The sequence below is a fragment of the Pseudooceanicola aquaeponti genome (genome assembly GCF_050897975.1).
In the GTDB taxonomy this organism is placed as follows: domain Bacteria; phylum Pseudomonadota; class Alphaproteobacteria; order Rhodobacterales; family Rhodobacteraceae; genus Pseudooceanicola.
This window is the reverse complement of sequence record NZ_JBPAXY010000001.1, coordinates 96,251-120,844: the sequence shown is the minus strand read 5'-3', so window position 1 is coordinate 120,844 and position 24,594 is coordinate 96,251. Positions and strand designations below refer to the sequence as shown.

The window sequence follows — 24,594 nt, the reverse complement described above, 5'->3', positions numbered from 1 at the left end:
CGCCTCTCTCCCGATGATTGGGATCCCTGGCAGGGTTGCCTGCCTGTCCGAGCTGCGGACAGGGCGGTGACCCTTTGGCGTTTTCCCAATCGGAGGCAGAGCGATGAAAAGCTTTCCCATGTTCCTGAAAATGACCGGCCGTCGCGTGGTGATCTGCGGCGGCGGGGCCGAGGCCGCGCGCAAGGCCCGGCTGGTGCTGAAGACCGAGGCGCGGATCCTGCTGGTGGCGCCGCTGCTGGATCCCGAACTGGCCGGGCTGGTGGCCTCGGGCCGGGCCGAGCATGTCGCCGCGCCGGGCCCCGAGACCTTCTCCGACTGCGCCCTGACCTTCATTGCCACCGGGGACGAGGCGCAGGACATCGCCCTGGCCCGGCAGGCCCGCGCGGCGGGCGCCGTGGTCAACGTGGTGGACCGCCCCGAGCTTTGCGACGCCTGGACGCCCTCGATCGTCGACCGTGACCCGGTTGTCGTGGCCATCGGCACCGAGGGCACGGCGCCGGTTCTGGGCCGCGCGATCAAGACCGAGGTCGAAACCCTGCTGCACCCGCGCCTGGGCGCCTTCGCCGCCCTGGCGGGGCGGCTGCGCGGCGCGGTGGCAGAGCGCTTCGCCCCCGAGGCGCGGCGTCGCTTCTGGGAATGGGTCTATACCGGCCCGGCCTTCGCCAAGCATCGCGCGGGCGACGAACACGCCGCCGCCGACATGCTGAAGGCGGCGATTGCGGCAGGCCAGGCCCCCGAGGGCGGCGGGCGCATCGCCCTGGTGGGGGCGGGCCCCGGCGCCCGCGACCTGCTGACCCTGCGCGCCGTGCGCCACCTGCAAGAGGCCGATGTGATCTTCTACGACCGCCTGGTCGACCCTGAGGTGCTGGAGCTGGCCCGCCGCGATGCCGACCGGGTCTTCGTCGGCAAGGAGGTCGGCGCCTGCGCCTGGCCGCAATCGAAGATCGACGCGGTGATCGTCGCCGAGGCGGCAAAGGGCCGCCGCGTGGTGCGGCTGAAATCCGGCGATCCCTCTGTCTTTGGCCGCGCCAGCGAAGAGATCGAGGCCGCCCGTGCCGCCGGTCTGCCGGTCGAGATCGTGCCCGGTGTCACCGCCGCCTCGGCCGCCGCCGCCTCGCTGGTCCGACCCCTGACCGAGCGCGGCGAAAGCGACGCCTGCGTTTTCGTCACCGGCACCTGCCGCCCCGGCGACCCGGCCCCCGACTGGACCGCGCTGGCCCGGCCCGGCACGACGCTGTGCATCTACATGGGCGTCGCCCGGGCGGGCGAAATCGCGGGCGGGCTGATGGCGGCGGGCGTGCGGGCGGGGACCGAGGTCGAGGTGGTCTCGCAGGCCTCCCATGCCGCCGAGCGCCGGGCCCGCGCGACCCTGGCGAGCCTGCCGCAGGTGATCCGCGACGAGGCCATCGCCAATCCGGCCATCCTGATGGTGCGGCACCTGAAATCGGCGGCGGCGGGGCAGGGGATCTATCCGCAAAGCGTGGCGTGAAGGGGCCTGAGCGGTGAGCGGAGGAAAAGAAAAGGCGCCCCATGGGGCGCCTTTTGCGTTTGGTTTGTTTTGCTACTGTGCCGGGGCTCCGCCCGTGACCGCTTCAAACGCTCCCCCGGAGCGTTTGCCGCGCCCCTCGGGGCGCGGATCAGCGGTCACTCCCAACACTGCACCAGAACGGTGAGTTCTTCGGCCTGACGGGTCAGGGCCTCGGGGGTCAGGGTGGCGCTGTCGGTGGCGCTGCGGGGCGCAAGGCCTGCGGCGCTCAGCATCTCCGACAGGCGGGGGGCGTCGATGGCGAAAGAGACGCCCTCGGGCAATTGGCGGGCGCCGTCGGCGGGGTCGGCCAGCAGGCCGATCAGCGCGCCCGAGCGGTCGAAGACCGGCCCGCCCGCATCGCCGGGCAGAGCGGCAAGGTCAAGGCGCAGCAGCCCCTCTTCGCCGCCCAGGCCGCGCACGTCGGCAAGGGTGCCCCAGGTCACGCTGGGCGCGCCCAGCAGACCCTCATAGCTGTAGCCTGCCACCGCCACCTCGCTGGCGATGCGGGGGCTGAGCGCGGCCAGTTCCGCCACGCCCATGGGGGCCTGCGCGGTGACCGGGCGCAGCAGGGCCAGGCCGGTGGCGGCGTCGCTGGCGGCCAGCTCGGCGGGGGTGCCGTCCTCGCGCCCGGTGCCCAGGGTCACGCGGCCGCAGCCCTCCAGCGCCGACATCAGCGTCAGCACCGCGCCATCGGCGCCCACATAGACGCCCGAGCGGCCCTTGATCGGCTTGCGGATCTCCAGCCCCGAGACCAGATCGACGCTTTGCTCGGCGCCCGCGCCCGCATCATGGGGCAGCACGCCCGGCATCCGCTCGAAGCTGGCGCGCATCGTCTCCAGCAGGCGGGTGCGGCGTTCCTCGTCACCTGCGGGCCAGGCCAGGATAAAGCCCTTGATCGCGCCGCCCTCCAGCGAGGCCTCGGCATAGGTCACGCGGTTGGCATTGCGCCCCTCGATGGTGAACCCTTGGGCGCCACGCTCACGCGGGCCGTCCTCGGGCAGGATTTGCAGGGTTTGCAGGATGTCGTAGAGGCCAAAGAGCGTGTCCTGGTCGCCTTCCTGGCTGATCAGGATCAGCTGGGCGTCCAGGTCGCCGGTGGGCGTGTAGAAGGCAAAGGGCGCCTGGTAGCGGTCGAAGCTGAGCGCGCCCAGGGGCATTTCCATGCGGATCCCGGCGCGGGTGTCGGCCTGCATCGCCAGGCCCAGACCGTCCAGCACGGCGTTGTACTGGCCGATCAGCTCGGCCCGCTGGGCGGTGGTCAGGATGCCGGTGGCCTCATGGCCGTTGTTCTGCTGCCAGGCGGCCATGGCGCCGCGGGTGCCGCGCCCGAAGGCGCCGTCGATGGCGCCGTTATAGACGCCGGCCCAGTCCAGGGCGATTTGCAGCTGGTCGCGCTCGGCCCGGGTCAACAGGGCCTCGCTGCGCCGCGCCTCGGCGGGGCTTTCGTCGGGCAGGACGGGCAGGGCGGGTTGCGCTTCGGCCTGGGCTTCGGGCTGTGCCTCGGTGCCTGCGGCAGGCTCGGACGGGGCAGCGGCGGGGCGGCCATCGGCGGGGGGATAGATCTGCTCGGCAAACCAGCTGGGGAAGGCGATGTAGCTGTCGCGCGGAATACGGCCCTCGGCGCGCAGCACCCGCAGCACCTCGCCCGCGTCGGTGCGGCTATAGGGGCCAAGCGCCACGGCGAAATAACCGTTGCCCAGCGAGAAGCCGTTCACGTCCGACAGGAAATCTTCGTAATAGGCGATGGCGCGCTGGGCCTCTGCCGCGCTGGGCTGTGCTTCGATTTGCACATAGACCTGGCCATCGGTGGCCTGGGCGGTGGCGGGCAGGGGCGTCAGGGCGCCGAGGGAAAGAAAGAGTGCGGCCAGCACCGCGAACAGGGAACGGATCATGAAAAGGCCTCTTGGCGAAGTGTCTTTGCCCCTTCTAGCCGCCTGAACACGTGGAAATGCAAGCTTTTTGACGTTTTCGAACCAACCCCGGCGCGGGCGGGGTCCCCTTTGCAACAGAGGGGCCGTGCGGGACCACCGGAGGCGGGCAGGCGGGGCAGGGCGCGCAAACGGACCGGGCAGGCGGCCCCGCGCCGCAGCACGCTGCGCCCTTCGGGCCGGGCCTGCCCCATTGACCCTTCGGCGCCCCGCCCGTAATCAGGCCCCTGACCCCGGACGGGCCCCTTGGGGGCGACAGGACCGGGGCCTTGCGTGAAAGGGATGCCCCCATGTCCGAGACCCGGATCGAGAAACCCCGCTCCTTCCAGGAGATCATCCTGCGGCTTCAGGCCTATTGGGCCTCGAAGGGCTGCGCGGTGATGCAACCCTATGACATGGAAGTGGGCGCAGGCACCTTCCACCCGGCCACCACGCTGCGGTCGCTGGGCTCGAAACCCTGGGCCGCCGCCTATGTGCAGCCCTCGCGCCGCCCCACCGATGGCCGCTACGGCGAGAACCCGAACCGGCTTCAGCACTACTACCAGTACCAGGTGCTGATCAAACCCTCGCCGCCGGACCTTCAGGATCTCTACCTGGGCTCGCTCCAGGCGATCGGGATCGACATGGAGCTGCACGACATCCGCTTTGTCGAGGACGACTGGGAAAGCCCCACCCTGGGCGCCTGGGGCCTGGGCTGGGAGGTCTGGTGCGACGGCATGGAAGTCAGCCAGTTCACCTATTTCCAGCAGGTCGGCGGCCATGACTGCCACCCCGTCTCGGGCGAACTGACCTACGGGCTGGAGCGTCTGGCCATGTATGTGCTGGGCATCGACCATGTGATGGACATGCCCTACAACGACCCCCAGGCGCCGATCGGCCTGAAATACGGCGATGTCTTCCGCCAGACGGAAGAGGAATATTCGCGCTGGAACTTCGACGTGGCCAATACCGAGGTGCTGCTGAAGCATTTCGAAGAGGCCGAGGCGGAATGCGAAGCGATCCTGGCGCAAGAGTATGACGATCCGAAAACCGGCAAGCGCATCGTCATGGCTCACCCCGCCTATGACCAGTGCATCAAGGCCTCGCACCTCTTCAACCTGCTGGATGCGCGCGGCGTGATCTCGGTCACCGAGCGTCAGGCCTATATCGGCCGCGTCCGCGCCCTGGCGAAGAAATGCGCCGATGCCTTTGTGCAGACCGAAGCGGGCGGCTGGACCCCCGAGACCGCGGCCTGAGCGCGCCATGCTGGGCCGCATCCTGATCGTCGCGCTGCTGATCACCGCCGTGGTGGCCGGTGGCGCGCTTTACTACCTCCAGGTCTACGCCTTCTACGAGGAGGTCGCCGCGACCGGCCCCGAGGATGTGCAGCTGACCACGCCCGAGGGCGGGCTGATCGCCCTGCCGCATACGGAATTCCGCGCCATCGACGCCGACAGCTCGCCGATCCGCTACCGCGCCTGTTTCCTTGATGCCTCGGCCGCGCCGCTGGCCCCGGGCGCGGCGGTGCCCTATCCGGCCGCCGAGCCGCTGCAAGGCCCGCGCTGGTTCGATTGCTTCGACGCGGGCCGGATCGCGACCCTCTTGGACGAGGGCCGCGCCACCGCCTATCTGTCGATCAAGAACGTGCACTACGGCGTCGACCGCATCGTTGCGCTGGACCAAGAGGGGCACGGCTGGGTCTGGCACCAGCTGAACAACTGCGGCGAGATCGACAAGTTCGGCAATCCCGTGGGCGAGGCCTGCCCGCCGCGCTAGAACCCGTCGCCCCCTCTCCGATAGCAAAACCGCCCCGGCAGATCGCTCTGCCGGGGCGGTTTTCCTTCAGGCCTGTCGCGCGCCGGGGGGCGCCGATCAGAAGCGGTAGTTCAGACGTGCGGCCAGGCTGGAGTGATCCAGATCGCGGTTGGTGTCGTCGTAGTCGGAAATCGACTCATAGACATATTCCGCCCCCAGGCTGACGCCCTGGGTCAGCATGTATTCCGCACCCAGGCCGACGTTGTAGCCCAGCTGGCTGTTCAGCACCGTACCGCCCAGCACCCCGTAGACCAGGGCGGGGCCCATGTCATAGCCCGCGCGGCCCTTCATGCGGATCGTGTCGGCGGCGCGGTTCGACCAGATGTCGCTGCGCATGTATTCGACCTCGCCGCCCAGCACGTAGGCGCCGAAATCGACGTCATAGCCGCCGTGCAGGCCAACCACCGTGCCGTCCTTTTCGTTCGGCGACAGCTCCAGGTGGTCGCCGCCCAGGCTGAGGCCGGCATAGGCGCCGGACCAGTCCGTGCCGCTTTGGGCAAAGGACAGCGGGCGTTGGGCGATTTCCTGGGCCATCGCGGGTGCGGCGGCGGCGGCCAGTGCCAGGGCCGCGACCCAGGCGGTGGGTTTCATAGTGGACATCTTGGTTCCCTTCTCGTCTCGCCCCGGTCCGGTGTTCCGACCGGGGCATGGCCCCTTGGGACCCTCTGGTCCCGTGGCAGATCCGTCCTGTCCGACGCGATCCGCCTTGCATTCACCATACCGGTGCTGGAGGAGAAAGTCGCGCTTGGCAAGCGAACGCGCCCGGGCGCGGCTGAAACTTGCGCAAGCTGTGGCGGTGCGGCGCCGACCGACAGGTAAAGCCACTTGCGACCTGCCGATTTTCGCCGCCCTCTGGACGCCCGGCGCCCCCTTCGCTATTCCCTCCCGGCAACCCTTGTGCGCGCCCGTCCGGGGCCGCGCGCCAAGCACCGGATGGACCCGACATGCCCGATCTCCTGATCGAACTCTTTTCCGAGGAAATTCCCGCGCGGATGCAGGCGCGCGCCGCGGAGGACCTGAAGAAACGCATGACCGATGCGCTGGTCGAGGCCGGTCTGACCTATGCCGGTGCCGCCGCCTTTCACACCCCGCGCCGCCTGTGCCTGACGGTGCATGGCCTGCTGGCCGAAAGCCCGCTGGTGCGCGAGGAACGCAAGGGCCCCCGCGTCGATGCGCCGGAAAAGGCGATCGAGGGCTTCCTGCGCGGCGCGGGCCTGTCCCGCGACCAGCTGGAAGAGCGCGACGAGAAAAAGGGCCGCGTCTTCTACGCCGTGATCGAAAAGCCGGGCCGCCCGGCGGCCGAGATCGTGGCGGAAGAGCTGGAAAAGATCATCCGCACTTTCCCCTGGCCCAAGTCCATGCGCTGGGGCGCGGGCTCCTTGCGCTGGGTGCGCCCGCTGCATTCCATCCTCTGCCTGCTCAGCGATGAGGAAGGCGCGCGCGTCGTGCCCCTGGAGATCGACGGCATCAAGGCCTGCGACACCACCGAGGGCCACCGTTTCATGGCGCCGGGCCGCTTCAAGGTGCGCAGCTTCGAGGACTATCAGGCGGAGCTGAAACGCCGCTTCGTGCTGCTGGACGCCACCGAGCGCGCCGATGCCATCTGGCAAGAGGCCTCCAACCAGGCCTTCGCCGCCGGGCTGGAACTGGTCGAGGACAAGGGCCTTCTGGCCGAGGTCGCGGGGCTGGTCGAATGGCCCGTGGTCCTGATGGGCGAGATCGGCGCCGACTTCCTGCATCTGCCCGCCGAGGTGCTGCAAACCTCGATGAAGGAACACCAGAAGTTCTTCTCGGTGAAGAACCCCAAGACCGGCCGCATCGAACGTTTCGTCACCGTCGCCAACCGCGAGACGGCGGACAATGGCGCCACGATCCTGGCGGGCAACCAAAAGGTGCTTTCGGCGCGCCTGTCGGACGCGCGCTTCTTCTGGGACAACGACCTGCGCATCGCCAAGGACGCCAAGATGCAGCCCTGGCGCGATCACCTGGCCCATGTGACCTTCCACGCCAAACTGGGCAGCCAGGCCGAACGGATCGACCGCATCGCGGCGCTGGCCGCCCAGCTGGCCCCGGCGCTTGGCGCCGAGGCGGCGCTGGCCGAAGAGGCCGCGCGCATCGCCAAGGCCGATCTGTCCTCCGAGATGGTCTACGAATTCCCCGAACTTCAGGGCCTGATGGGCCGCTACTACGCCGAGGCCGCGGGCTTCGCCCCCGAGGTCGCCGCCGCCTGTCAGGAACATTACTCGCCCCTCGGCCCCACCGACGACGTGCCTGTCGCGCCGGTTTCCGCCACCGTGGCCCTGGCCGACAAGCTGGACACGCTGACCGGCTTCTGGGCCATCGACGAGAAGCCCACGGGGTCCAAGGATCCCTTTGCCCTGCGCCGTGCGGCGCTTGGGGTGATCCGCATCCTGCTGCAGCACCAATCGAGCGTATCTCTCAACGCGGTCTTGAAGGATCAGATTCTTGCTAAATTCCAGGACTGGGGGACAAAATGGAAAATCTATAGGTTGGAGGATGATCTAGCAGGCAACACGCGTTGGGAGCCTGCGATGAACGTATTTGATGGTGATGGCGGTGTTGCGGAGGCTCCTCTATCCTTTGGCACAATTGAGGCTGCGGCTGTGGCGGGAGAACTATCTTGGGACGATCAAGGTAGTGTTCGAATTCCAGGGCTCTCTGCGATAACCGCCGACCTCCTCTCCTTCTTCCACGACCGCCTCAAGGTGCACCTGCGCGACGAGGGCATCCGCCACGACGTGATCGACGCCTGCCTCGCCATGGCGGGCAACGACGACCTGGTCTCGCTGGTGGCCCGGGCCCGCGCCTTGCAGGCCGTGCTGGCCACCGAGGACGGCGAGAACCTGGTGCAGGGCTTCAAACGGGCCAACAACATCCTGACCCAGGCCGAGGAAAAGGACGGCGTGGCCTATGAATTCGGCGCCGATCCCAAGTTCGCCGAAGCCGCCGAGGAAACCGCCCTCTTCGAGGCGCTCGAGGCCGCCAAGCCCGCCCTGGACGCCGCCACCGAGGCCGAGGATTTCGTTGCCGCGATGGAAACGCTGGCCACCCTGCGCGCCCCCATCGACGCCTTCTTCGAGGCGGTGCAGGTCAATACCGACAACGAGGTGGTGCGCCGCAACCGTCTGAACCTCCTGTCGACCATCCGCTCGACCGTGCTGAAGGTCGCCGACCTGACCCGCATCGAGGCCTGATCGTCGGCTCCCTTTCGCCGCCGCTGCCCGGGGGCGAAGCCTCCGGCGGGAGTATTTCTGGCTGTCGGATAAGCTGGGCGGGGCAGGGGCGCGCCCGGCGGTCCGGGGCGCGCGGCCCTGCTTTCTCATTGCCAAAAATATCCCGGGGGGTCCGGGGGGCTGGCCCCCCGGCCTCGACAGCCGCGCCGCCCCTTGCTGCATCCGCGAAACCGCTTGCCCCAGATCCCGCCACCGCTATGCTTCGGCCACCTGACGGGGGAGAGAGCGGTGGACGACATCGACCCGCATATCACGCGCATCACCGAAACCGCGCCGGTGGCGACAAAGACCCATGGCGGCCGGGCGAAATGCCTGCAACGCCTGGTGCGCCTGTCGCTGCCCGTGCCGCAGACCGTCGCCCTGTCCTTCCGGGCCGTCAACGACATCGCCGAGGGCCGCCTGCCGCCCATGGCCGAACTGCTGGCGCCCTTCGGCGAGGATCCCCTGCTTTGCGTGCGCCCCTCGTCGGAGGATCCCGACTGGGGCGGGCCCTCGGCGGTGCTGAACATCGGCATGAACGACGCCACCCATGCGCGTCTGTCGGCGCGGATCGGGGAAGAGGCCGCCACCGCGCTCTACAAGAGCTTCGTGCGCACCTATTCGGTGCATGTGGAGCGGCTGGACCCGGACATCTTCGAGGATCTGCCCCCCTCGGGCCCCGAGGCGCTGGCCCTGTCGCTGCGCGCCTATCGTGAAGAGACGGAAGAGGAATTCCCCCAGGACCCGGGTGTGCAGCTGGCCGCCGTGCTGAAATCCATGGCGCGCGCCTGGCGCGGCACGACCGCGCGGCTGTTGCGCCAGGCCAAGGGCGCGCCGGCCGATGCCGGGCTGGGGCTGGTGGTGCAGGAAATGGCCCTGGGGCTGGGCAAGGACGGCGAATGCGGCTCTGGCGTGATGCAGCTGGTGTCCTCCAGCTCGGGCAAGCCGCGCATCACCGGGCGCTATCTGTCGCAGTCGCAGCACCGCGAGGCCCTGCGCGAGGGCTCGCGCGCGCTTTATCTGGCGCGCGACGACCGGGGGCCGTCCTTGCAGGAACTGGCGCCCGAGGCCTACGACCGGCTGGTCGAATATTGCCAGCTGATGCGCTATCGCCTGCGCGAAGAGATGCAGGCCGAATTCACCATCGAGAACGGCAATGTCCATGTCCTGGACGCCCTGCGGGTCAGCCGCAGCCCGCGTGCCGCGCTGCGTATTGCTGTGGCCCTGGCCCAGGACGGGGTGATCCCCCGCGACGAGGCCCTGTGCCGGGTGGAAAGCCGCGCCCTGAACGAGATGTTGCACCATCAGATCGACCCCGAGGCGCCGCGCGACGTGCTGGCCACCGGCATTGCCGCCTCGCCGGGCGCGGCCACCGGCAAGCTGGTCTTTACCGCCGCCGCCGCCCAGGCGGGCAAGGCGCGCGGCGAGGCGACGATCCTGATCCGGCGCGAGACCGGGCCCGAGGACATTCGCGGGATGCACGCCGCCGTGGCGGTGGTGACCGAGCGGGGCGGCATGACGTCCCACGCCGCCGTCATCGGGCGCGGCCTGGGCCTGCCCTGCGTGGTGGGCTGTTCCGACCTGTCCTTTGACGTGAAGAAGGAACGTCTGCACACCCCCGACGGGCGGGTGCTGAAGGCCGGCGATATCATCACCGTCGATGGATCCTCGGGCGACATCCTGGCCGGCGCCGCGCCGCTGATCGAGGCGGCCCATGACGAGGCCTTCCAGGCGATGATGGCCTGGGCGTGGGAATATTGCGACATCGGCATTCGCGCCAATGCCGACACCCCCGCCGACGCCGAGGTGGCGCGCCGTTTCGACGCTCAGGGGATCGGGCTGTGCCGGACCGAGCATATGTTCTTCGACGCGGGCCGCCTGACGGTGATGCGCGAGATGATCTTTGCCGACGCCCCCGCTGACCGCCGCGCGGCGCTGGACCGGCTGCTGCCGATGCAGCGCGCCGATTTCACCGAGTTGTTCCGCATCATGCAGGGCAAGCCGGTCTGCATCCGCCTCTTCGATCCGCCGCTGCACGAATTCCTGCCCTCGGACCGCGCCGGTCTGCGCGAACTGGCCGAGGCCCTGTCGCTGCCCCTGTCGGACGTCACCCGCCGGGTCGAGGCGCTGTCGGAATACAACCCCATGCTGGGGATGCGCGGTGTGCGCCTTGGGATCACCATGCCCGAGATCTACGAGATGCAGGCCCGCGCCATCTTCGAGGCCACCGTCGAGGCCTCGCGCGAGGGGGACGCGGTGGTGCCCGAGATCATGATCCCGCTGGTCAGCGCCAAGCGCGAGGTCGAGATGGTCAAGACCCGGGTCGATGCGGTGGCTGCCGCCGTGCGCAACGAGACGGGCCGCGATTTCACCTATCGCCTGGGGGTGATGGTCGAGACGCCACGCGCGGCGCTGAAGGCGGGGGATATCGCCCCCCATGCGGCCTTCCTGTCCTTCGGGACCAACGACCTGACGCAGATGACCTACGGGCTGTCGCGCGACGACGCGGGCAAGTTCATGTCCGACTATGTCAAGAAGGGTGTCTTCCCCGAGGATCCTTTTCATACGCTCGACACCGACGGGGTGGGCGAACTGCTCATGATCGGGGCAGAACGGGGGCGCGCGGCGCGGCCCGACCTGATCCTGTCGATCTGTGGCGAGCATGGGGGCAACGCCGAATCAATCGCCTTCTGCCGCAGCGCGGGCTTCGATTATGTGTCCTGTTCGCCCTTCCGGGTGCCCATTGCCCGGCTCGCCGCAGCGCAGGCGCGCATTCGTCCCACCCTGCCGCCGCGGGCCTTCAAAACCTCCTGATCTCAGGCGGTTAATAGGTTCGCGGGCGTATGGAATCCGTTAACGAACCCCTCACCATTTGGTGGGGAACCCCCGTCGGGGTGGACGGTTCCCTAAGTTTTCGTTAGGGAACCGCCCTTGGTGCGCCCCATTAGGCGTGCAGCGATGAGGTTCGACGATGCGGATTCTGACTTTTCTGAGCATGGCTGTCACTTCGGTGGTTCTGGCGTCCGGTGCACCTGCGTGGGCCGACAATCCCCTGGCCGAGGCGATGAAGGCGGAAGCTCAGGGTCTGCAATCCGTTCCCGGCACCCGTTTGACCGCCCTGTTGAAACGCCCCCGCGCGGCCAATGTCGCCGGGATGGAGTATTCCCGCGAATGGCTGTCGCATCAGCCCGCGGGCAAGGGCGGCGCCGAGTTTCAGTGTCTGGCCGAGGCGCTGTATTTCGAGGCCCGGGGCGAAAGCGTGAAGGGCCAGTTCGCCGTCGCCGAGGTGATCCTGAACCGGGTCGACAGCCCGACCTTCCCGGGCAGCGTCTGCGGCGTGGTGCATCAGGGCACGGGGCGCAAGTTCGCCTGCCAGTTCACCTATACCTGCGATGGCCGCGAGGAAGTGATCCACGAACCCGCCGCCTATGCCCAGGTCGCCAAGGTGGCCGCGCTGATGCTGAAGGACGACACGCCGCGCAGCCTGACCGATGGCGCCACCTTCTATCACACCCTGCATGTCTCGCCGAAGTGGTCGCGCAACTTCGACCGTACCGCGACCATCGGTGTGCACCATTTCTACCGGATGCCGACCCGCCTGACCCAGAACTGAGGCACGGCGTCCCGGCTCCGTCTCCGCATCGCGCCCCGGGGCGCGCGCGCGTCGAGACCCCATTTCCTGACAGGATGATGTGCCGCCCCGGCGGCCCGCGATCCGCGCGGGCCTAGCGCAGCGCGTTGGCGATCTCGCCCGCGTGGCGGTGCAGGATCTCGGTCAGGCGCGGGTAGTCGGCGGCGGGAATGGCGCTCATCGGTTCGGAAAAGCCCAGGGCGGCCTCGGCGGTGCCCATGGCCCCCACGGGCACGGCGATGCCGACGGCGCCCGCTTCGAACTCTCCCTCGACGATGGCGGCGCCCCGGGTGCGGATCGTGGCGACCTCGGCCGCGATCCGGGCACGGTCGGTCAGGGTCTCGGGGGTGTGGCGTTCGATCGGCGCGGTCTCCAGCATCTCTGCGGCCCAGCCCTCATCCCCCCAGGCCAGCAGCATCCGGCCAATGGCGGTGGCCAAGAGGGGCAGGCGGCTGCCCACGGTGAAGCCGAAGGTATAGCGCGCGTTCTGCTGCGCCGATTGCGCCACATAGACCGCCGAAGCCCCGTCGCGCATCGCCAGGCTGACGCTATAGCCCAGCTCCCGCGCGCAAAGCTCCATCAGGGGCTGCACCTGGCGGCCGAACTGGTTGCCGCGCAGAAAGCCCGAGCCCAGCACCAGGACGTGCGGCGTCAGGGAATAGCGGTTCTCCTCCTTGCGCACATACCCCAGATGGACCAACGTCAGAACCAGCCGGCGTACCGCCGCGCGTTCGATCCCGGTCAGCCGGGAAATGTCGGCCAGGGTCAGCTGGCTGTGGGATTCGTCGAAGGCCCGCAGCACGGTCATGCCCTTCAGGAAGGTCAGGGAGATATCCTTGGTGGGAATGTCCGATTGCACTTTTCTGCTCCCCGTCCTGCGGCGCCCATTGATCGGGCACAAACTGTTGTCCCACCCTATTGCCCATGGAAACCGGCGCCCGCAAGCTTTGACTGGCTTGACAGGGCAATGGTATATCAACCATGTGGTATATTATCGAACAACTGTAAAATGAGCGACAGACTGGCCCTCCCCAAAGCCAGCAAAGCCCCAACACGGAGACCCCACGCCATGATGAAACAGCTCGCCGTTTCCGGCGCCCTCGCCCTTGCCTTCGCCGGGTCCGCCCAGGCGGAAACCCTGCGCTACGCGCATTTCATGTCCGCCAACAGCTGGCAGAACCAGGTCATCTTCGAAGACTGGGCCGCCGCCGTGGAAGAGGCCGCCGGCGAAGACCTGGACGTGCAGATCTTCCCCGCCCAGACCCTGGGCAAGGCGCCCGCGGGCTATGACAACGCGATGATGGGCATCGCCGACATCGCCTGGACCGTGCAGGGCTACACCGCCGGTCGCTTCCCGCTGAGCCAGATCATGGAACTGCCGGGCCTGTTCGATACCGGCGCCGTCGGCTCCTGCGCCTTCCAGAAACTCTATGACAGCGGCGCGCTGGATGCCGAGTATGACGAAACCCACGTCCTCTTCGTGCACACCCACGATCCGGGCCACCTGCACACCTCCGACACGCCGGTGTCGACCCTGGACGACATGAAGGGCCTGAAGCTGCGCCGCCCGACCCAGGTCGTGGGGACGCTGCTGGAGAACCTGGGCGCCGAGCCCGTGGGGATGCCCGCGCCCAACACCTACGAGTCGCTGCAACGGGGCGCCATCGACGGCTACATGCTGCCCTGGGAAAGCGTCGAAAGCTTCCGCCTGGACGAGCTGACCAAGTACCACACCGAGTTCGGCTTCTACGCCCTTGCCTTCGTCGCCACGATGAACAAGGCCAAGTACGAGGGCCTGTCGCCCGAGATGAAGGCGGCCATCGACGCCAACTCTGGCATGGACTGGGCTGTGACCGCGGGCCGTGGCTATGACGAGGCGGGCGCCAAGGTGCTGGCCGGTCTGCGCGAGACCTCGACCGTGATCGAACTGTCCGAGGAAGAGCGCGCCAAATGGGCCGAGGCGGCCCAGTCGGCCTCTGACGCCTATATCGCCGAGCTGGACGGGATGGGCCTTCCGGGCACCGAGACCTACGCCGCCGTGCAGGGCTATGTCAGCGAATGCCAAGCCGAGCTGAACTGAGCCTGCCGGGCCTCTTCGGGGGCCTGATCTGACCCTGACGGGCCGCGCATGTCGCGGCCCGTCCGCACGCCTTCGCCAGCAACGGAACAGACGATGATAACAGCCTCGATACGGCGGGTCGCCCGCGTGATGGAAGGGGGCAGCCTGATCCTGGGCGCGCTCTGCCTCTTGTACATGGTCTGTGTCGTCGGGCTGAACGTGCTGGCGCGGATCGTCTTCGACCTGACCGATACGGGGGTGAATCTGATGATCCCCGGGGCCATCGAACAGGTCTCTTACCTTTTGGGCGTCGTCGCCCTGGCCGGGCTGACCGCCTCGTTGTCCCATGGCATGATCGCCGTCGACTTCCTGGTCGCCCGCCTGCCGGGGCTGGGCCAGGCGCTGGTGGCGCGCTTCTGGTTCCTGGGGCTGGTGGCTCTGGCCTGTGTGCTGTGCTGGCTTTTCACCGAGGATATGCTGGCCACCTTCGCACGGGGCGAGGAAACTCAGGATCTGCGCCTGCCGATGTTCCTGATCTACGGCCTTTTTGCCCTGCAAAGCCTGGCCCTTGCTGTTGTCGCCCTGCGTGAGGTGCTGACCAGCCAGGGCGCCCATGGGGAGATTTCCTGATGACACCCCTGATGATCGGCTATGCCTGTATCGCCGCCATGTTCGTGATCCTGATCCTTGGTGCGCCCATCGGGCTGGCGATGATCACCGTGGGTTTCGTGGGCTTCTCCGCCATCATCGGCATGACGCCGGCGCTGGCGGTGCTGAAGACCGCGACCTTCGAGACCATCACCAACTATTCCTATACCCTGATCCCGCTGTTCCTGCTGATGGGCAACCTGATCTCGCGCTCGGGCGTGGCCACGGACCTGTTCCGCGGCGCCCTGCTGCTGACGCGCGGCTGGTCGGGCGGGCTGGCGGCGGCGGGGATGACCGCCAGCGCCATCTTCTCGACCGTGTCGGGCTCGTCGCTGGCCACCGCCTCGACCATGACCCGCGTGGCCTATCCCGAGATGCAGGCCCATGGCTATGACCCGCGCCTGTCCACCGGCTCGCTGGCGGCGGGGGGCACGCTGGGCATCCTCATTCCGCCCTCGATCGCGCTGATGCTTTACGCGCTGATCACCGAGCAATCGGTGGGCACCATGTTCCTGGCGGGCATCCTGCCGGGGATCCTGGCCTTCGTTCTTTATATCGTCACCATCCTGATCATGTCGCGGATCTGGGCGCCCGATCCGACCATTGCCGCCGCCGCGGCCGCCGCCGATCAGACCGAGGCCGGCACACCCGCGCGCCGCTTCGAGGTGCTGCGCCTATTCGCCCCCGCCATCGTCCTCTTCGGCCTGGTCATGGGCGGGCTTTACGGCAACTTCTTCACCCCCACCGAGGCGGGCGGCGTGGGCGCCGCGCTGTCGCTGGTCTTTGCCCTGTGGCGCCGGGTGCCGCGCGCCGAGCTGGTGGCGGCCTTCGTCGAGACCATCGTCACCTGCGGCTCGATCTTCCTGATCCTGATCGGCGCCGAGGTCTTCGGCTTTGTCCTGTCCACCTCGCAGCTGTCGAACGAGCTGGTCCGCTTCCTGGAGGGCAGCGGCTTTGGCCCCTGGCAGGCGCTGATCGCGATCCTGGTCTTCTACGTCATCCTGGGCTGCTTCATGGAAAGCCTGGCGATGATCCTGCTGACCGTGCCGATCTTCTTCCCCGTCATCCTGGCCAACGGGTTCGATCCGATCTGGTTCGGCGTCATCGCCGTGGTGACGGTGGAACTGGGGATGATCACCCCGCCCGTGGGGATGAACCTGTTCATGGTCAAAAGCGCCTCGCGCGGGACCAAGCTGTCGACGATCATGACCGGGGTCATTCCCTTCGTGGTGACCGACGTGATCCGGCTGGGGATCCTGCTGGCGTTCCCGGCGATCTCGCTGTTGCTGACCGGGCGGCTTTGAACCGGCGCCGCGCGCCGGGCCCCTCTGCCTGGCGCCGCGCCCCCCACTCTTTCCCCGGCTCGCCCCGGCGGGTCCGCATGTCAGGCAGGAAGGCTTACGCATGACATCTTCTTCTCCTCAGGATCGCATCGCCCAGGGCCGTCTGGCCCGCGAGGGGCTGCTGGACGCCGCGGCGGTGGCCGCCGCCGCCGATCTGCTGGCCCGGGTCGAGGACAGCGCCCTGGAAACCGTGCGGGTGGTCTTTGCCGATCAGCACGGGATCCTTCGCGGCAAGACGGTGACGGCGGCCAGCCTGGCCTCGATCTTTCGCGCCGGGCTGAACCTGCCCGGGACGCTGCTTCTGAAGGACACGTCGAACCGCACCGTCTTTCCGATCTGGGACGGCAAGACCCCCGGCGTGATGGAGACGATGGCGGGGGCGGGCGACATGCTGCTGGTGCCCGATCCGGCCACCTTCCGCATCCTGCCCTGGGCGCCGCATTCCGCCTGGCTTTTCTGCGATCCCTACACCCGCGAGGGCCAGGCGCTGCCCTTTGCGCCGCGCCCGGTGCTGCGCCGCGCCGTGGCCGCCCTGGCGGAACGGGGCCTGTCGCTGACCGTCGGGCTGGAGGTCGAGTTCCACGTCTACGACCGCCGCGACCAGTCCCTGGGGCATGACCAGGCCGGGATGCCCGGCCAGCCGCCGGAAACCGCGCTGCTGGACCAGGGCTATCAATACCTGGCCGAGGCCAATTACGACCGGCTGGAGCCGGTGATGGACCTGCTGCGCCGCAATGCTCAGGGGTTGGGTCTGCCGGTGCGCTCGACCGAGGTCGAGATGGGCCCCAGTCAGTTCGAGTTCACCTTCGATCCCGCCAGCGCGCTGGAACATGCGGACAACATGATCATGTTCCGCACCATGGTGAAGGAGGTCTGCGCCCGCGAGGGCCTGCACGCCACCTTCATGTGCCGCCCGAAGAAGGCCAACAGCGCCTCCAGCGGCTGGCACCTGCATCAGTCCCTGGTCGACGGCGCGGGGCGCAATGTCTTCATCCCCGAGGTGGCAGGCACCCCCACGCCCGAGGCCAGCGCCTGGATCGCGGGCCTTCTGGCCCATGCCAGCGAAAGCTGCCTGCTGACCACGCCCACGGTGAACGGCTACAAGCGCTATCAGCCCTATCAGCTGGCGCCGGACCGCATCGAATGGGGCTATGACAACCGCGGCGCCATGGTGCGCGCCCTGATGGCGCCGGGCGACGGGGCCAGCCGGGTGGAAAACCGCGTGGCCGAACCTGCCGCAAACCCCTATTTCTACTTCGCCTCGCAGATCCTGTCGGGCCTCTCGGGGCTGGATCAGGGCCTGGTCGCGCCCGCGCCGGTGGAAAACCCCTATGACAACGACGCCACCGCCCTGCCGCCCAGCCTGATTGCCGCCATCGAGGCCTTCGAGGCGGGCGATCTTTACCGCCGCACCCTGGGCGCCGATTTCGTCGACTACATGTCTGTGCTGAAACGGGCCGAGTGGAAGCGCTATCTCGGCGTGGTGACCGAGTGGGAACAGACCGAATATTTCGGGATCTTCTGACCATGCCCCATATCGTGATCGAGTATTTCACCGAAGAGGGGCTGGACCGCGCGGCCCTTCTCAACTGCGCGCTGGAAACGGCGGTGGCCAGCGGCGCCATGAACCGTGCCGACATCAAGGTGCGTCTGCTGCCGTCAGAGGCCATCCTGATGGGCGACGGGCGCGCCTCGTTCCTGCATGTCACCATCTCGCTTCTGGCGGGGCGGACGGATGCGGTGAAACTGGCCCTGGCCCAGGCGATGACCGGGGCCTTGCGCGATCTCTGCCCGGGCATCGGCGCGATCAGCACCGACATCCGCGACATGAACCCGGCCTGTTACAAGAAATCCCTGGCGGGCTAGGGGCAGGGCCCGAGGACGCCCGCAAGGGCGGAAGAGGGCGCGCCGCGCCTCAGGCGGTGAAGGGGCGGAAGCTTTGCGCCTCGTCCAGCAGCACCGGCGCCGCGGCCAGGGCCTCGGCCGCGGGGATGCGCCGCGCCAGGGGGCGCGGCGACAGGCCGAAGCCCGTCACATAGGCCGGCTCCGCCAGGCGGATATCGGCGGGCAGGGCGGTCTCGGCGCGGGCGTCCAGCCAGCGCCAGCTGCCGCTGCCGATCAGCTGCGCGGCCCCATCGGGCCCACGCGTCACCGTCAGCGCCAGCGCGTCGATCAGCCCGGCGTAGCCGTCGCGCAGATGCAGCGGCACCGGCGCGTCGGGGGCCAGCCCTGCGATCTCCATCACCGGGGCATGGCCGATCAGCAGCCAGGCCCAGCTAAGATCGTGGCGCGCCATCAGCTGGCGCACCGATTCCTTCAGGGTGAAATAGCCGTCCAGGATGTCCTGGAAGGGCTGCGCGGCGTCACTGGCCGCGCTGCCGGTCCCGGGCAGGGTCATACGGTCGCGTCCCAGGGCGCGGCGCGGCGGCGCTCCATGTCGGCGGCCATGCTGGCGCCCAGCCAGTCGTCGCTGTCGGCGATGGCGTCATTGGACAGCGGGCCCTTGATCTGAACCGTGGTCTGCATGTCCTGCATCGGCAGCCGCTCGGGCTTGCCCGCCTCCAGCGCCTTGATCGCCTTGCGCAGCAGCAGGCGGTAGCGAATGATCGCCGCATCGCCCCGGCCCAGGTGTTCGCGGGTGCGGTCCTGGATCGCGCCCATGCTTTCCACCGCCCATTGGTCATGCACGTTGATGTCCAGACCCATCCCCGTATAGGTCAGCGATTTCTGCTCTTCCGGGTCGTAGTGATAGTTGTTGGCGGCGTTCTTCAGCGGCGCATAGTCGGGCAGGCTGTGTTCCTTCAGGCGCTGCTCGCGCATCAGGTCCTTGTTCACCGGCTGATCGAAGCTGGTGAACATCGTGTACCAGTAGCAGTTCTCGTCATCGACGGGCACGTGCCACTGGGTGATGATCATCTCGCGCGACATGGGGATGCAGATCGCCGAGGGGAAGATCTGGTTGGTCACCCGCACATGGGTCAGATCGCCCTTCATGTGGCGCAACGAGGTGATCTTCAGCCCGAAGGGCGTCTCTTCCACGTCGATATCCGGGCGCGGGTATTCGCGCAGCACCTGGGTAATGGGCATATTGGTATCGGCGGCGGTATCGCGGAACTGCTTGCCGTAGCTGTCGCTGGGATCTTCGTCCTGAAGGAAGCGGTGCAGGAAAGAGGCATGGCTGGGGTCGATGCCGATCTCCAGCGCCTGCAACCAGTTGCATTCCCACAGGCCCTTGAAGGCGAAGACATGGCTGTCGGGGGCGCGGAAACAGTCGAAGTTGGGGAAGGCGGGGGGCTCGCCCGGGCCCATGTAGGCAAAGCAGATGCCGTTCTTCTCGACCACCGGATAGACCGGGCCGCCCTCGACCAGGCGGATGTCCTCGCGGGCGGGGTGGTAGGTGGGGGCCTCCTCGGCGCTGGCCTCGCGGGTGGCCAGGATCAAGTCACCGGAGGCATCGCGCAGCATCACCAGCCGCTCGCCCAGCAGGTTCACGGGCAGCATCGGGTCATTGGTGCCCGCCAGTTCGTCGGTCAGCGCGGCGGGCTGCCAATACTGGCGGTGCACGGCGCCTGCGGGGGTGTTGGGGCCGATGCGGGTGATCTGGTCGTTCAGCTTCTGGGTAATCATGGGGGGCTCCTGTGCGGGATCGCCTGGGGCGGAAAGAGAGGGGCAGGCCAGCGGCGCGCGCGCGGGCTCAGGCGTCGAGGGCAGGGGCCGGGCCGTCGCCCGACCAGGCAAAGATTTCGCCCGCGCGTTCCACCACGGTGAAACTGGGCAGCTTGATCGCCTTATACATGGTGCTGTCCTCCGGCTCGGCCGGTTGTTCGGTGCATTGGCCGCTGCGGTCGAAATGCCAGCCGTGGAAGGGGCAGCGGATGCCGTTGTCTTCGTGCCGACCAAAGCACAGATCGGCGCCGCGATGCGGGCAATAGCGCCCGATCAGGCCCAGCTCGCCCTCTTCGTCGCGAAACAGCACCAGTTTCTGACCCCGGAAGGTGACCGGCGCCACCGGGCGCGGCCCGGCCAGGGCCTCGACACTGGCGATCTTCACCCAGCTGGCCGGGGTGGTCTCGGTCTCGGGTTGCATCGCTTGGCTCATTGGCTGTCTATCCTTTACGGGGGCCCCTGGGGCCCTTATCGGGCCTCGCAGGCGGTGCCGCCTGTCTGGGCAAATCTGACGGTCGATAATCGACCAGTTGCGCTTTAATCAAACTTCTCATTGATTTTGCCCCCGGTCAATGCCAATGATCGGCCCAATCCCGCAGAGCGGGCCAAGGCCCGGCAAAGCCGCCGGATTTCGGGATCGACCGATCAAAAAGGCATCACGGGGCCCGCCGCGGCCCGGGACAAAGCCAAGAGAGCCAAGAAGGATCGCATGAGCGCCAAGATCGCAATCGTCGGAAGTGGCCCGGCGGGCTGTTACACCGCCCAGGCCCTGCTGAAACGCGCCCCGGAGGCAGAGGTCGACCTGATCGACGCGCTGCCGGTGCCCTATGGGCTGGTGCGCTATGGCGTGGCGGCGGATCACCAGGGCACCAAGGGGGTGACGCGGCAGTTCGACCGGCTGTTCACCCGCCAGGGGGCGCGGTTCTTCGGCAATCTGCGCATCGGCCAGGATCTGTCGCTGGCGGATCTGCGCCAGGCCTATGACGCGGTGGTGCTGGCCACCGGCCTGGGCGCCGACCTTCGTTTGGGCATCGAGGGCGACGACCTGCCTGGGGTCATCGGCGCCGCCCGTCTGACCCGCGCCCTTTACGAACATCCCGATGCCGCCGGGCTGCCCGATCTGGGCGCCCATCCGGTGGTCATCGGCACCGGCAACGTGGCCATCGACATCCTGCGCCTGCTGGCCAAGACCCCGGCAGAGCTGCACGGCAGCGACCTTGGCCCCGGTCCCACGGCCTGGCTGGCCGGGCAGGGGATCCGCCAGATCACCGTGCTGGGCCGCTCTGCCGCCGAGGCCGCGCGCTTCTCTCCGGTGATGGTCAAGGAACTGGGCGAGCTGTCGCGGATCGACATCCAGGTGCAGAACCCTGCCGCCGACCCCGAAGAGGCGCTCAACCGGGCCGCTGCGGCCAGCCATGGCCCGCTGCCGGTGGTCTTCCGCTTTGCCACCCGCCCGCTGACCCTGGCGCCCAGGCCCGAGGGGCTGGCGCTGACGGTCGAAACCCCCGAGGGCCGCGATCAGATCGCCGCCACCTCGGTGATCACCGCCATCGGCTTTGACTGCGATGGCGCGCTGGACCGCGCGGGCCTGCTGGCCGAGGCCGAGGCAGGCGCCGTCTCGGGTCAAGGGCGCCTTTACACCGCGGGCTGGTTCCGCACCGGGCCCACGGGGGCGCTGCCCCAGTGCCGCGAAGAGGGGCAGGCCCTGGCCGCCCGCCTGCTGGCCGAGGTCACGCCGGATCCCGCCCGACCGGGCCGCGCCCGGCTGGCCGATCTGCCCGGGGTGGTCGATTTCGACCACTGGGCGCAGATCGACGCCCACGAACGCGCCGAGGCCGCCCCCGACCGCTGTCGCCGCAAGCTGGCCCGGCGCGATGAGCTGCTGCGCCCGGCCCTTTCCCAAAACGCCTGACCCCAAGGCGCCCCCTTTTCGCCCCTCCGACCCCTACCTCCAGGACCCTGACCCAATGAAGATCGCCATCTACTACGGAACCGAAACCGGCAATGCCGAGATGCTGGCCGAGGATATCGCCACCGGCCTGGAAGACGCCCACGACACCTCGGTTGCCGATCTGGCCGAGACCGCGCCCGAGGCGCTGAAAGAGGCGGATCTGAACGTCATCGTCTGTTCGTCCTACGACGACGGCGATTTCCCGGCCTCGGCCAAGCCTTTCGTCGCCCGGCTGGAGGGCGAGGCCCCCGACCTGACCGGCGCGCGCTTTGCCATCTTCGGCCTGGGCGACAGCGAATATGAGGCGACCTATGGCTTCGGTTCCATGAAGCTGGCGGATCTGCTGGTGGCGCGCGGTGCCACGGCCCTGGGCGACCGCCCGGTGCATGATGCGGCGGGCGACGACATGCCCGAGGATCTGGCCCTGCCCTGGATCACCGCGATCATCGACGCCGCCTGACCGGGCCGGGGCCGCGACGCCCTCGCCCCATGCCGCGCCGCGCGCCTTTGGTGCCGCTTTCGCCCCCTCTGCGCTTTGCCTTTCCGGGCAAGCTCTGACATGAAGGCGTCATAGTGCAGGGGGGCTTCATGTCCGATCAGATCACCCAGGCCTTCGGCCATCCCATGGAACGTTCCAAGGCCCTGTCGGGCGACACGCCCGCAGACCGGATTTCCCTGCGTGACTACCTGACCGAGGTCGAGATCGGCGCGTTCCAGCAGGAACGCGGCCGGATGCAGCGCCTGCGCTTCAACATCGTGGTCGAGGTGCGCAGCGATGACGCGCCGGTCGAGGACGATGTCGACCGCATCCTGTCCTACGACACGATCACCGAGGCCATTGAGGCCGAGCTGGCCGCCGAGCGGCTGAACCTGCTGGAAACCCTGGCCGAGCGCGTCTCGCTGCGGATCCTGGCCGAACCGCTGGCGCTGCGCGTCTTCACCCGTATCGAAAAGCTGGACCGGGGGCCGGGCGCCCTGGGGGTCGAGATCGTGCGCGCCAAGGGCGAAGACGGCGTCGCCGCCCGCCCCCTGGCCGAGGTCGCGGCCGAGGCGCCGCATCCGCTGGTGGTCTTCCTGTCGGAAGCCGCCACCCGTTCGGACCGGCTGGCGGGCTGGCTGGATCAGCTTCAGGCCGACCCGCGCCCGGTGATCCTGGCCTGTGGGCCGGGCCGGTGGGAGCGGCCCCTGTCGGCCTCTGCCCAGACCCAGCGACGGATCGACCTGCTGGCCATCGAACAGGCCGCCTGGGTGCTGGCGGGCCGAGACCGGCGCTGTGTGGTGGTCAATTCGCGCACCGAGCTGGACTGGGCGATGAAACACGATCAGATCAGCCTTTGGGCACCGTCGAAGATCGTTCTGGACGCGGCGGGCGACCGTCCCGATGCCGTGGGCGACGGCACCGGCCTGGCCCTGTGGTTCGCACAAGTGATGGAGGCGCAGGACCTGCTGCTGGTCGGCGCGCCGCTGCCCGAGGGCGCCGCCGACAGTGCCACGGCCACCGGCCCGCGCCTGACCGCCTGCGCCGCCGAGGGCCCGCTGCCCCTGACCTGAGTTTTCCCGTCACCCGGAGGCCCGCCATGACCCAGCTTTATTACCGCCCGCTTGTGCAATCCGGCCCCCGCCCCGAGGGGGCCCTGCCGCTGACCGGCGGGCCGCTGTGGTTCGATCGGGTCGAGGTGCTGTCGCGCGCGGGCACCCGCTTTGCCCCCGCCGCCGATCTGCCCGAGGACTGGCAGCGGCGCCTGTGCCGCCCGCGCCCCGCCCTGGCCGGGCTGAGCCTGGAGGTGCCCCGGGTGATGGGCATCCTGAACGTGACCCCCGACAGTTTCTCGGACGGCGGCGCCCATGATGCGCCCGAGGCCGCCCAGGCCCATGCGCGGGCGATGATCGCGGCGGGGGCCGATATGATCGACGTGGGCGGCGAATCCACCCGCCCCGGCGCCGCCGAGGTGGCCATCGACGACGAGATCGCCCGCACCGCCCCGGTGATCGCCGCCATCGCGCCCCTTGGCTGCCCGGTCTCCATCGACACCCGCAAGGCCCCGGTGGGCCGCGCGGCGGCCCTTGCGGGGGCGGCGCTGATCAACGATGTCTCGGGCTTTGCCCATGACCCGGCCCTGGCCCAGGTGGCCGCCACCTTCGGCCTGCCGGTCTGCGTCATGCATATGCGCGCAACGCCCGCCGACATGCACGTCGATCCGCAGTACGACAACGCCCTGCTGGACGTCTACGACGAGCTGGCGGCGCGGATCGACGCGGTCGAGGCGGCGGGCATTCCCCGCGCCCGCATCCTGGCCGACCCCGGCATCGGCTTTGCCAAGACCGCGCGGCACAATGTCGAGATCCTGAACCGGCTGTCGCTGTTCCACGGGCTGGGCTGTCCGATCCTGCTGGGGGTGTCGCGCAAGCGCTTCATCGGCTCGATCGGTGGCGCGCCCGAGGCGCGCGACCGGGCGCCCGGCTCTATCGCCGTGGCCCTGGCCGGGCTGGCCCAGGGGGTGCAGATGCTGCGCGTGCATGACGTGGCCGAGACGACGCAGGCGGTGCGCCTGTGGCAGGCGGTGCAGACCGGGCGGGTGCCTGCGGGCGTCTGAAACGTCTGGCCGGGGGCGCCCGGGCCAGGCCCGCAAAGGTAATCGGCCCCGTGCGAGAGCGCACGAGGCCGGGACGCCGGAAAGCTCCGGGCGGGTCTTAAAGGATATTGGTCATTCAATTCGGGACCGGAAGAAAATCCGGCCGTTTGCGATCAGGACAGGCGGCGAAAAGGCCGCGCGGCCCGGAATGAGGGGTTGGGAACCGACGCTCGGTACGGG

General features: G+C 68.7%; 21 protein-coding genes. 15 read left to right on the top strand and 6 right to left on the bottom strand.

Features of this window, described 5'->3' with window-relative positions; translation table 11 throughout:
• Positions 1 to 103: 103 nt before the first annotated feature.
• Positions 104 to 1,489, top strand: coding sequence for a siroheme synthase CysG (cysG, locus tag ACRARE_RS00620; RefSeq protein ID WP_432654471.1), 1,386 nt, complete (start codon positions 104 to 106; stop codon positions 1,487 to 1,489).
• Positions 1,490 to 1,644: 155 nt separating this feature from the next.
• On the opposite strand, the gene ACRARE_RS00615 is transcribed toward cysG, so the two are convergent.
• Positions 1,645 to 3,420: a serine protease gene (locus tag ACRARE_RS00615; RefSeq protein WP_432654470.1), complete on the bottom strand. Its 1,776-nt coding sequence runs from the start codon at positions 3,418 to 3,420 to the stop codon at positions 1,645 to 1,647.
• A gap of 326 nt (positions 3,421 to 3,746) precedes the next feature.
• On the opposite strand from ACRARE_RS00615, the gene ACRARE_RS00610 reads away from it, so the two are divergent.
• Together ACRARE_RS00610 and ACRARE_RS00605 are read left to right on the top strand one after the other, a co-directional pair.
• Positions 3,747 to 4,691 carry a glycine--tRNA ligase subunit alpha gene (locus ACRARE_RS00610; protein WP_432654469.1) on the top strand — a complete coding sequence of 315 codons (945 nt, stop codon included), beginning with the start codon at positions 3,747 to 3,749 and terminating at the stop codon, positions 4,689 to 4,691.
• A gap of 7 nt (positions 4,692 to 4,698) precedes the next feature.
• Complete coding sequence (locus ACRARE_RS00605) at positions 4,699 to 5,211, top strand: DUF6446 family protein (protein WP_432654468.1); 513 nt, start codon at positions 4,699 to 4,701, stop codon at positions 5,209 to 5,211.
• 96 nt (positions 5,212 to 5,307) lie between these two features.
• On the opposite strand, the gene ACRARE_RS00600 is transcribed toward ACRARE_RS00605, so the two are convergent.
• The gene (locus tag ACRARE_RS00600; protein ID WP_432654467.1) at positions 5,308 to 5,850 is read right to left on the bottom strand and encodes an outer membrane protein; all 543 of its coding nucleotides are present in this window, start codon (positions 5,848 to 5,850) and stop codon (positions 5,308 to 5,310) included.
• A gap of 344 nt (positions 5,851 to 6,194) precedes the next feature.
• On the opposite strand from ACRARE_RS00600, the gene glyS reads away from it, so the two are divergent.
• The 3 genes from glyS (at position 6,195) to ACRARE_RS00585 (ending at position 12,096) form a co-directional block, all read left to right on the top strand.
• On the top strand, positions 6,195 to 8,465 hold the full coding sequence (gene glyS, locus ACRARE_RS00595) for a glycine--tRNA ligase subunit beta (protein ID WP_432654466.1): 2,271 nt from the start codon (positions 6,195 to 6,197) through the stop codon (positions 8,463 to 8,465).
• A 267-nt stretch (positions 8,466 to 8,732) separates the two neighbouring features.
• Positions 8,733 to 11,297 carry a putative PEP-binding protein gene (locus tag ACRARE_RS00590; protein ID WP_432654465.1) on the top strand — a complete coding sequence of 855 codons (2,565 nt, stop codon included), beginning with the start codon at positions 8,733 to 8,735 and terminating at the stop codon, positions 11,295 to 11,297.
• A 157-nt stretch (positions 11,298 to 11,454) separates the two neighbouring features.
• Entirely contained in the window at positions 11,455 to 12,096 is a 642-nt protein-coding gene (locus ACRARE_RS00585) for a cell wall hydrolase (RefSeq protein WP_432654464.1), read from the top strand.
• 112 nt (positions 12,097 to 12,208) lie between these two features.
• Here ACRARE_RS00585 and ACRARE_RS00580 read toward each other — a convergent pair whose 3' ends face one another.
• Complete coding sequence (locus tag ACRARE_RS00580) at positions 12,209 to 12,973, bottom strand: IclR family transcriptional regulator (protein ID WP_432654463.1); 765 nt, start codon at positions 12,971 to 12,973, stop codon at positions 12,209 to 12,211.
• 210 nt (positions 12,974 to 13,183) lie between these two features.
• On the opposite strand from ACRARE_RS00580, the gene ACRARE_RS00575 reads away from it, so the two are divergent.
• From ACRARE_RS00575 to ACRARE_RS00555, 5 genes are all read left to right on the top strand, one after another.
• Complete coding sequence (locus tag ACRARE_RS00575) at positions 13,184 to 14,194, top strand: TRAP transporter substrate-binding protein (RefSeq protein WP_432654462.1); 1,011 nt, start codon at positions 13,184 to 13,186, stop codon at positions 14,192 to 14,194.
• A gap of 93 nt (positions 14,195 to 14,287) precedes the next feature.
• Entirely contained in the window at positions 14,288 to 14,803 is a 516-nt protein-coding gene (locus tag ACRARE_RS00570) for a TRAP transporter small permease (protein ID WP_432654461.1), read from the top strand.
• Positions 14,803 to 16,125 carry a TRAP transporter large permease gene (locus ACRARE_RS00565; RefSeq protein WP_432654460.1) on the top strand — a complete coding sequence of 441 codons (1,323 nt, stop codon included), beginning with the start codon at positions 14,803 to 14,805 and terminating at the stop codon, positions 16,123 to 16,125. Before ACRARE_RS00570 ends, ACRARE_RS00565 begins: the two co-directional genes overlap by 1 nt.
• 100 nt (positions 16,126 to 16,225) lie before the next feature.
• Positions 16,226 to 17,689, top strand: a complete 1,464-nt coding sequence (locus tag ACRARE_RS00560; RefSeq protein ID WP_432654459.1) for a glutamine synthetase family protein — start codon at positions 16,226 to 16,228, stop codon at positions 17,687 to 17,689.
• 2 nt (positions 17,690 to 17,691) lie between these two features.
• Positions 17,692 to 18,030 (top strand): 5-carboxymethyl-2-hydroxymuconate Delta-isomerase, encoded by a 339-nt coding sequence (locus ACRARE_RS00555; RefSeq protein ID WP_432654458.1) that lies wholly within the window; start codon positions 17,692 to 17,694, stop codon positions 18,028 to 18,030.
• Between the two features lie 49 nt (positions 18,031 to 18,079).
• On the opposite strand, the gene ACRARE_RS00550 is transcribed toward ACRARE_RS00555, so the two are convergent.
• From ACRARE_RS00550 to ACRARE_RS00540, 3 genes are all read right to left on the bottom strand, one after another.
• On the bottom strand, positions 18,080 to 18,562 hold the full coding sequence (locus ACRARE_RS00550; RefSeq protein ID WP_432654457.1) for a hypothetical protein: 483 nt from the start codon (positions 18,560 to 18,562) through the stop codon (positions 18,080 to 18,082).
• Entirely contained in the window at positions 18,559 to 19,791 is a 1,233-nt protein-coding gene (locus ACRARE_RS00545; protein WP_432654456.1) for an aromatic ring-hydroxylating oxygenase subunit alpha, read from the bottom strand. The genes ACRARE_RS00550 and ACRARE_RS00545 overlap by 4 nt, the downstream gene beginning before the upstream one ends.
• Before the next feature lie 67 nt (positions 19,792 to 19,858).
• The gene (locus ACRARE_RS00540) at positions 19,859 to 20,263 is read right to left on the bottom strand and encodes a Rieske 2Fe-2S domain-containing protein (protein WP_432654455.1); all 405 of its coding nucleotides are present in this window, start codon (positions 20,261 to 20,263) and stop codon (positions 19,859 to 19,861) included.
• A gap of 276 nt (positions 20,264 to 20,539) precedes the next feature.
• On the opposite strand from ACRARE_RS00540, the gene ACRARE_RS00535 reads away from it, so the two are divergent.
• The 4 genes from ACRARE_RS00535 to folP all read left to right on the top strand — a co-directional run bounded on the left by ACRARE_RS00535 (position 20,540) and on the right by folP (position 24,375).
• Positions 20,540 to 21,742, top strand: coding sequence for an FAD-dependent oxidoreductase (locus tag ACRARE_RS00535; RefSeq protein WP_432654454.1), 1,203 nt, complete (start codon positions 20,540 to 20,542; stop codon positions 21,740 to 21,742).
• 55 nt (positions 21,743 to 21,797) lie between these two features.
• Positions 21,798 to 22,241, top strand: coding sequence for a flavodoxin domain-containing protein (locus ACRARE_RS00530; protein ID WP_432654453.1), 444 nt, complete (start codon positions 21,798 to 21,800; stop codon positions 22,239 to 22,241).
• A gap of 128 nt (positions 22,242 to 22,369) precedes the next feature.
• Entirely contained in the window at positions 22,370 to 23,332 is a 963-nt protein-coding gene (locus ACRARE_RS00525; protein WP_432654452.1) for a dihydroneopterin aldolase, read from the top strand.
• Between the two features lie 26 nt (positions 23,333 to 23,358).
• Positions 23,359 to 24,375 (top strand): dihydropteroate synthase, encoded by a 1,017-nt coding sequence (gene folP, locus ACRARE_RS00520; protein ID WP_432654451.1) that lies wholly within the window; start codon positions 23,359 to 23,361, stop codon positions 24,373 to 24,375.
• Positions 24,376 to 24,594 lie beyond the last annotated feature (219 nt).

What these genes read in the sequence shown, in the direction of transcription:
- cysG (WP_432654471.1), top strand. Translation starts at nt 104, where the DNA reads ATGAAAAGCTTTCCCATGTTCCTGAAAATGACCGGCCGTCGCGTGGTG.
- ACRARE_RS00615 (WP_432654470.1), bottom strand. Translation starts at nt 3,420, where the DNA reads ATGATCCGTTCCCTGTTCGCGGTGCTGGCCGCACTCTTTCTTTCCCTC.
- ACRARE_RS00610 (WP_432654469.1), top strand. Translation starts at nt 3,747, where the DNA reads ATGTCCGAGACCCGGATCGAGAAACCCCGCTCCTTCCAGGAGATCATC.
- ACRARE_RS00605 (WP_432654468.1), top strand. Translation starts at nt 4,699, where the DNA reads ATGCTGGGCCGCATCCTGATCGTCGCGCTGCTGATCACCGCCGTGGTG.
- ACRARE_RS00600 (WP_432654467.1), bottom strand. Translation starts at nt 5,850, where the DNA reads ATGTCCACTATGAAACCCACCGCCTGGGTCGCGGCCCTGGCACTGGCC.
- glyS (WP_432654466.1), top strand. Translation starts at nt 6,195, where the DNA reads ATGCCCGATCTCCTGATCGAACTCTTTTCCGAGGAAATTCCCGCGCGG.
- ACRARE_RS00585 (WP_432654464.1), top strand. Translation starts at nt 11,455, where the DNA reads ATGCGGATTCTGACTTTTCTGAGCATGGCTGTCACTTCGGTGGTTCTG.
- ACRARE_RS00575 (WP_432654462.1), top strand. Translation starts at nt 13,184, where the DNA reads ATGATGAAACAGCTCGCCGTTTCCGGCGCCCTCGCCCTTGCCTTCGCC.
- ACRARE_RS00570 (WP_432654461.1), top strand. Translation starts at nt 14,288, where the DNA reads ATGATAACAGCCTCGATACGGCGGGTCGCCCGCGTGATGGAAGGGGGC.
- ACRARE_RS00565 (WP_432654460.1), top strand. Translation starts at nt 14,803, where the DNA reads ATGACACCCCTGATGATCGGCTATGCCTGTATCGCCGCCATGTTCGTG.
- ACRARE_RS00560 (WP_432654459.1), top strand. Translation starts at nt 16,226, where the DNA reads ATGACATCTTCTTCTCCTCAGGATCGCATCGCCCAGGGCCGTCTGGCC.
- ACRARE_RS00555 (WP_432654458.1), top strand. Translation starts at nt 17,692, where the DNA reads ATGCCCCATATCGTGATCGAGTATTTCACCGAAGAGGGGCTGGACCGC.
- ACRARE_RS00550 (WP_432654457.1), bottom strand. Translation starts at nt 18,562, where the DNA reads ATGACCCTGCCCGGGACCGGCAGCGCGGCCAGTGACGCCGCGCAGCCC.
- ACRARE_RS00545 (WP_432654456.1), bottom strand. Translation starts at nt 19,791, where the DNA reads ATGATTACCCAGAAGCTGAACGACCAGATCACCCGCATCGGCCCCAAC.
- ACRARE_RS00540 (WP_432654455.1), bottom strand. Translation starts at nt 20,263, where the DNA reads ATGAGCCAAGCGATGCAACCCGAGACCGAGACCACCCCGGCCAGCTGG.
- ACRARE_RS00535 (WP_432654454.1), top strand. Translation starts at nt 20,540, where the DNA reads ATGAGCGCCAAGATCGCAATCGTCGGAAGTGGCCCGGCGGGCTGTTAC.
- ACRARE_RS00530 (WP_432654453.1), top strand. Translation starts at nt 21,798, where the DNA reads ATGAAGATCGCCATCTACTACGGAACCGAAACCGGCAATGCCGAGATG.
- ACRARE_RS00525 (WP_432654452.1), top strand. Translation starts at nt 22,370, where the DNA reads ATGTCCGATCAGATCACCCAGGCCTTCGGCCATCCCATGGAACGTTCC.
- folP (WP_432654451.1), top strand. Translation starts at nt 23,359, where the DNA reads ATGACCCAGCTTTATTACCGCCCGCTTGTGCAATCCGGCCCCCGCCCC.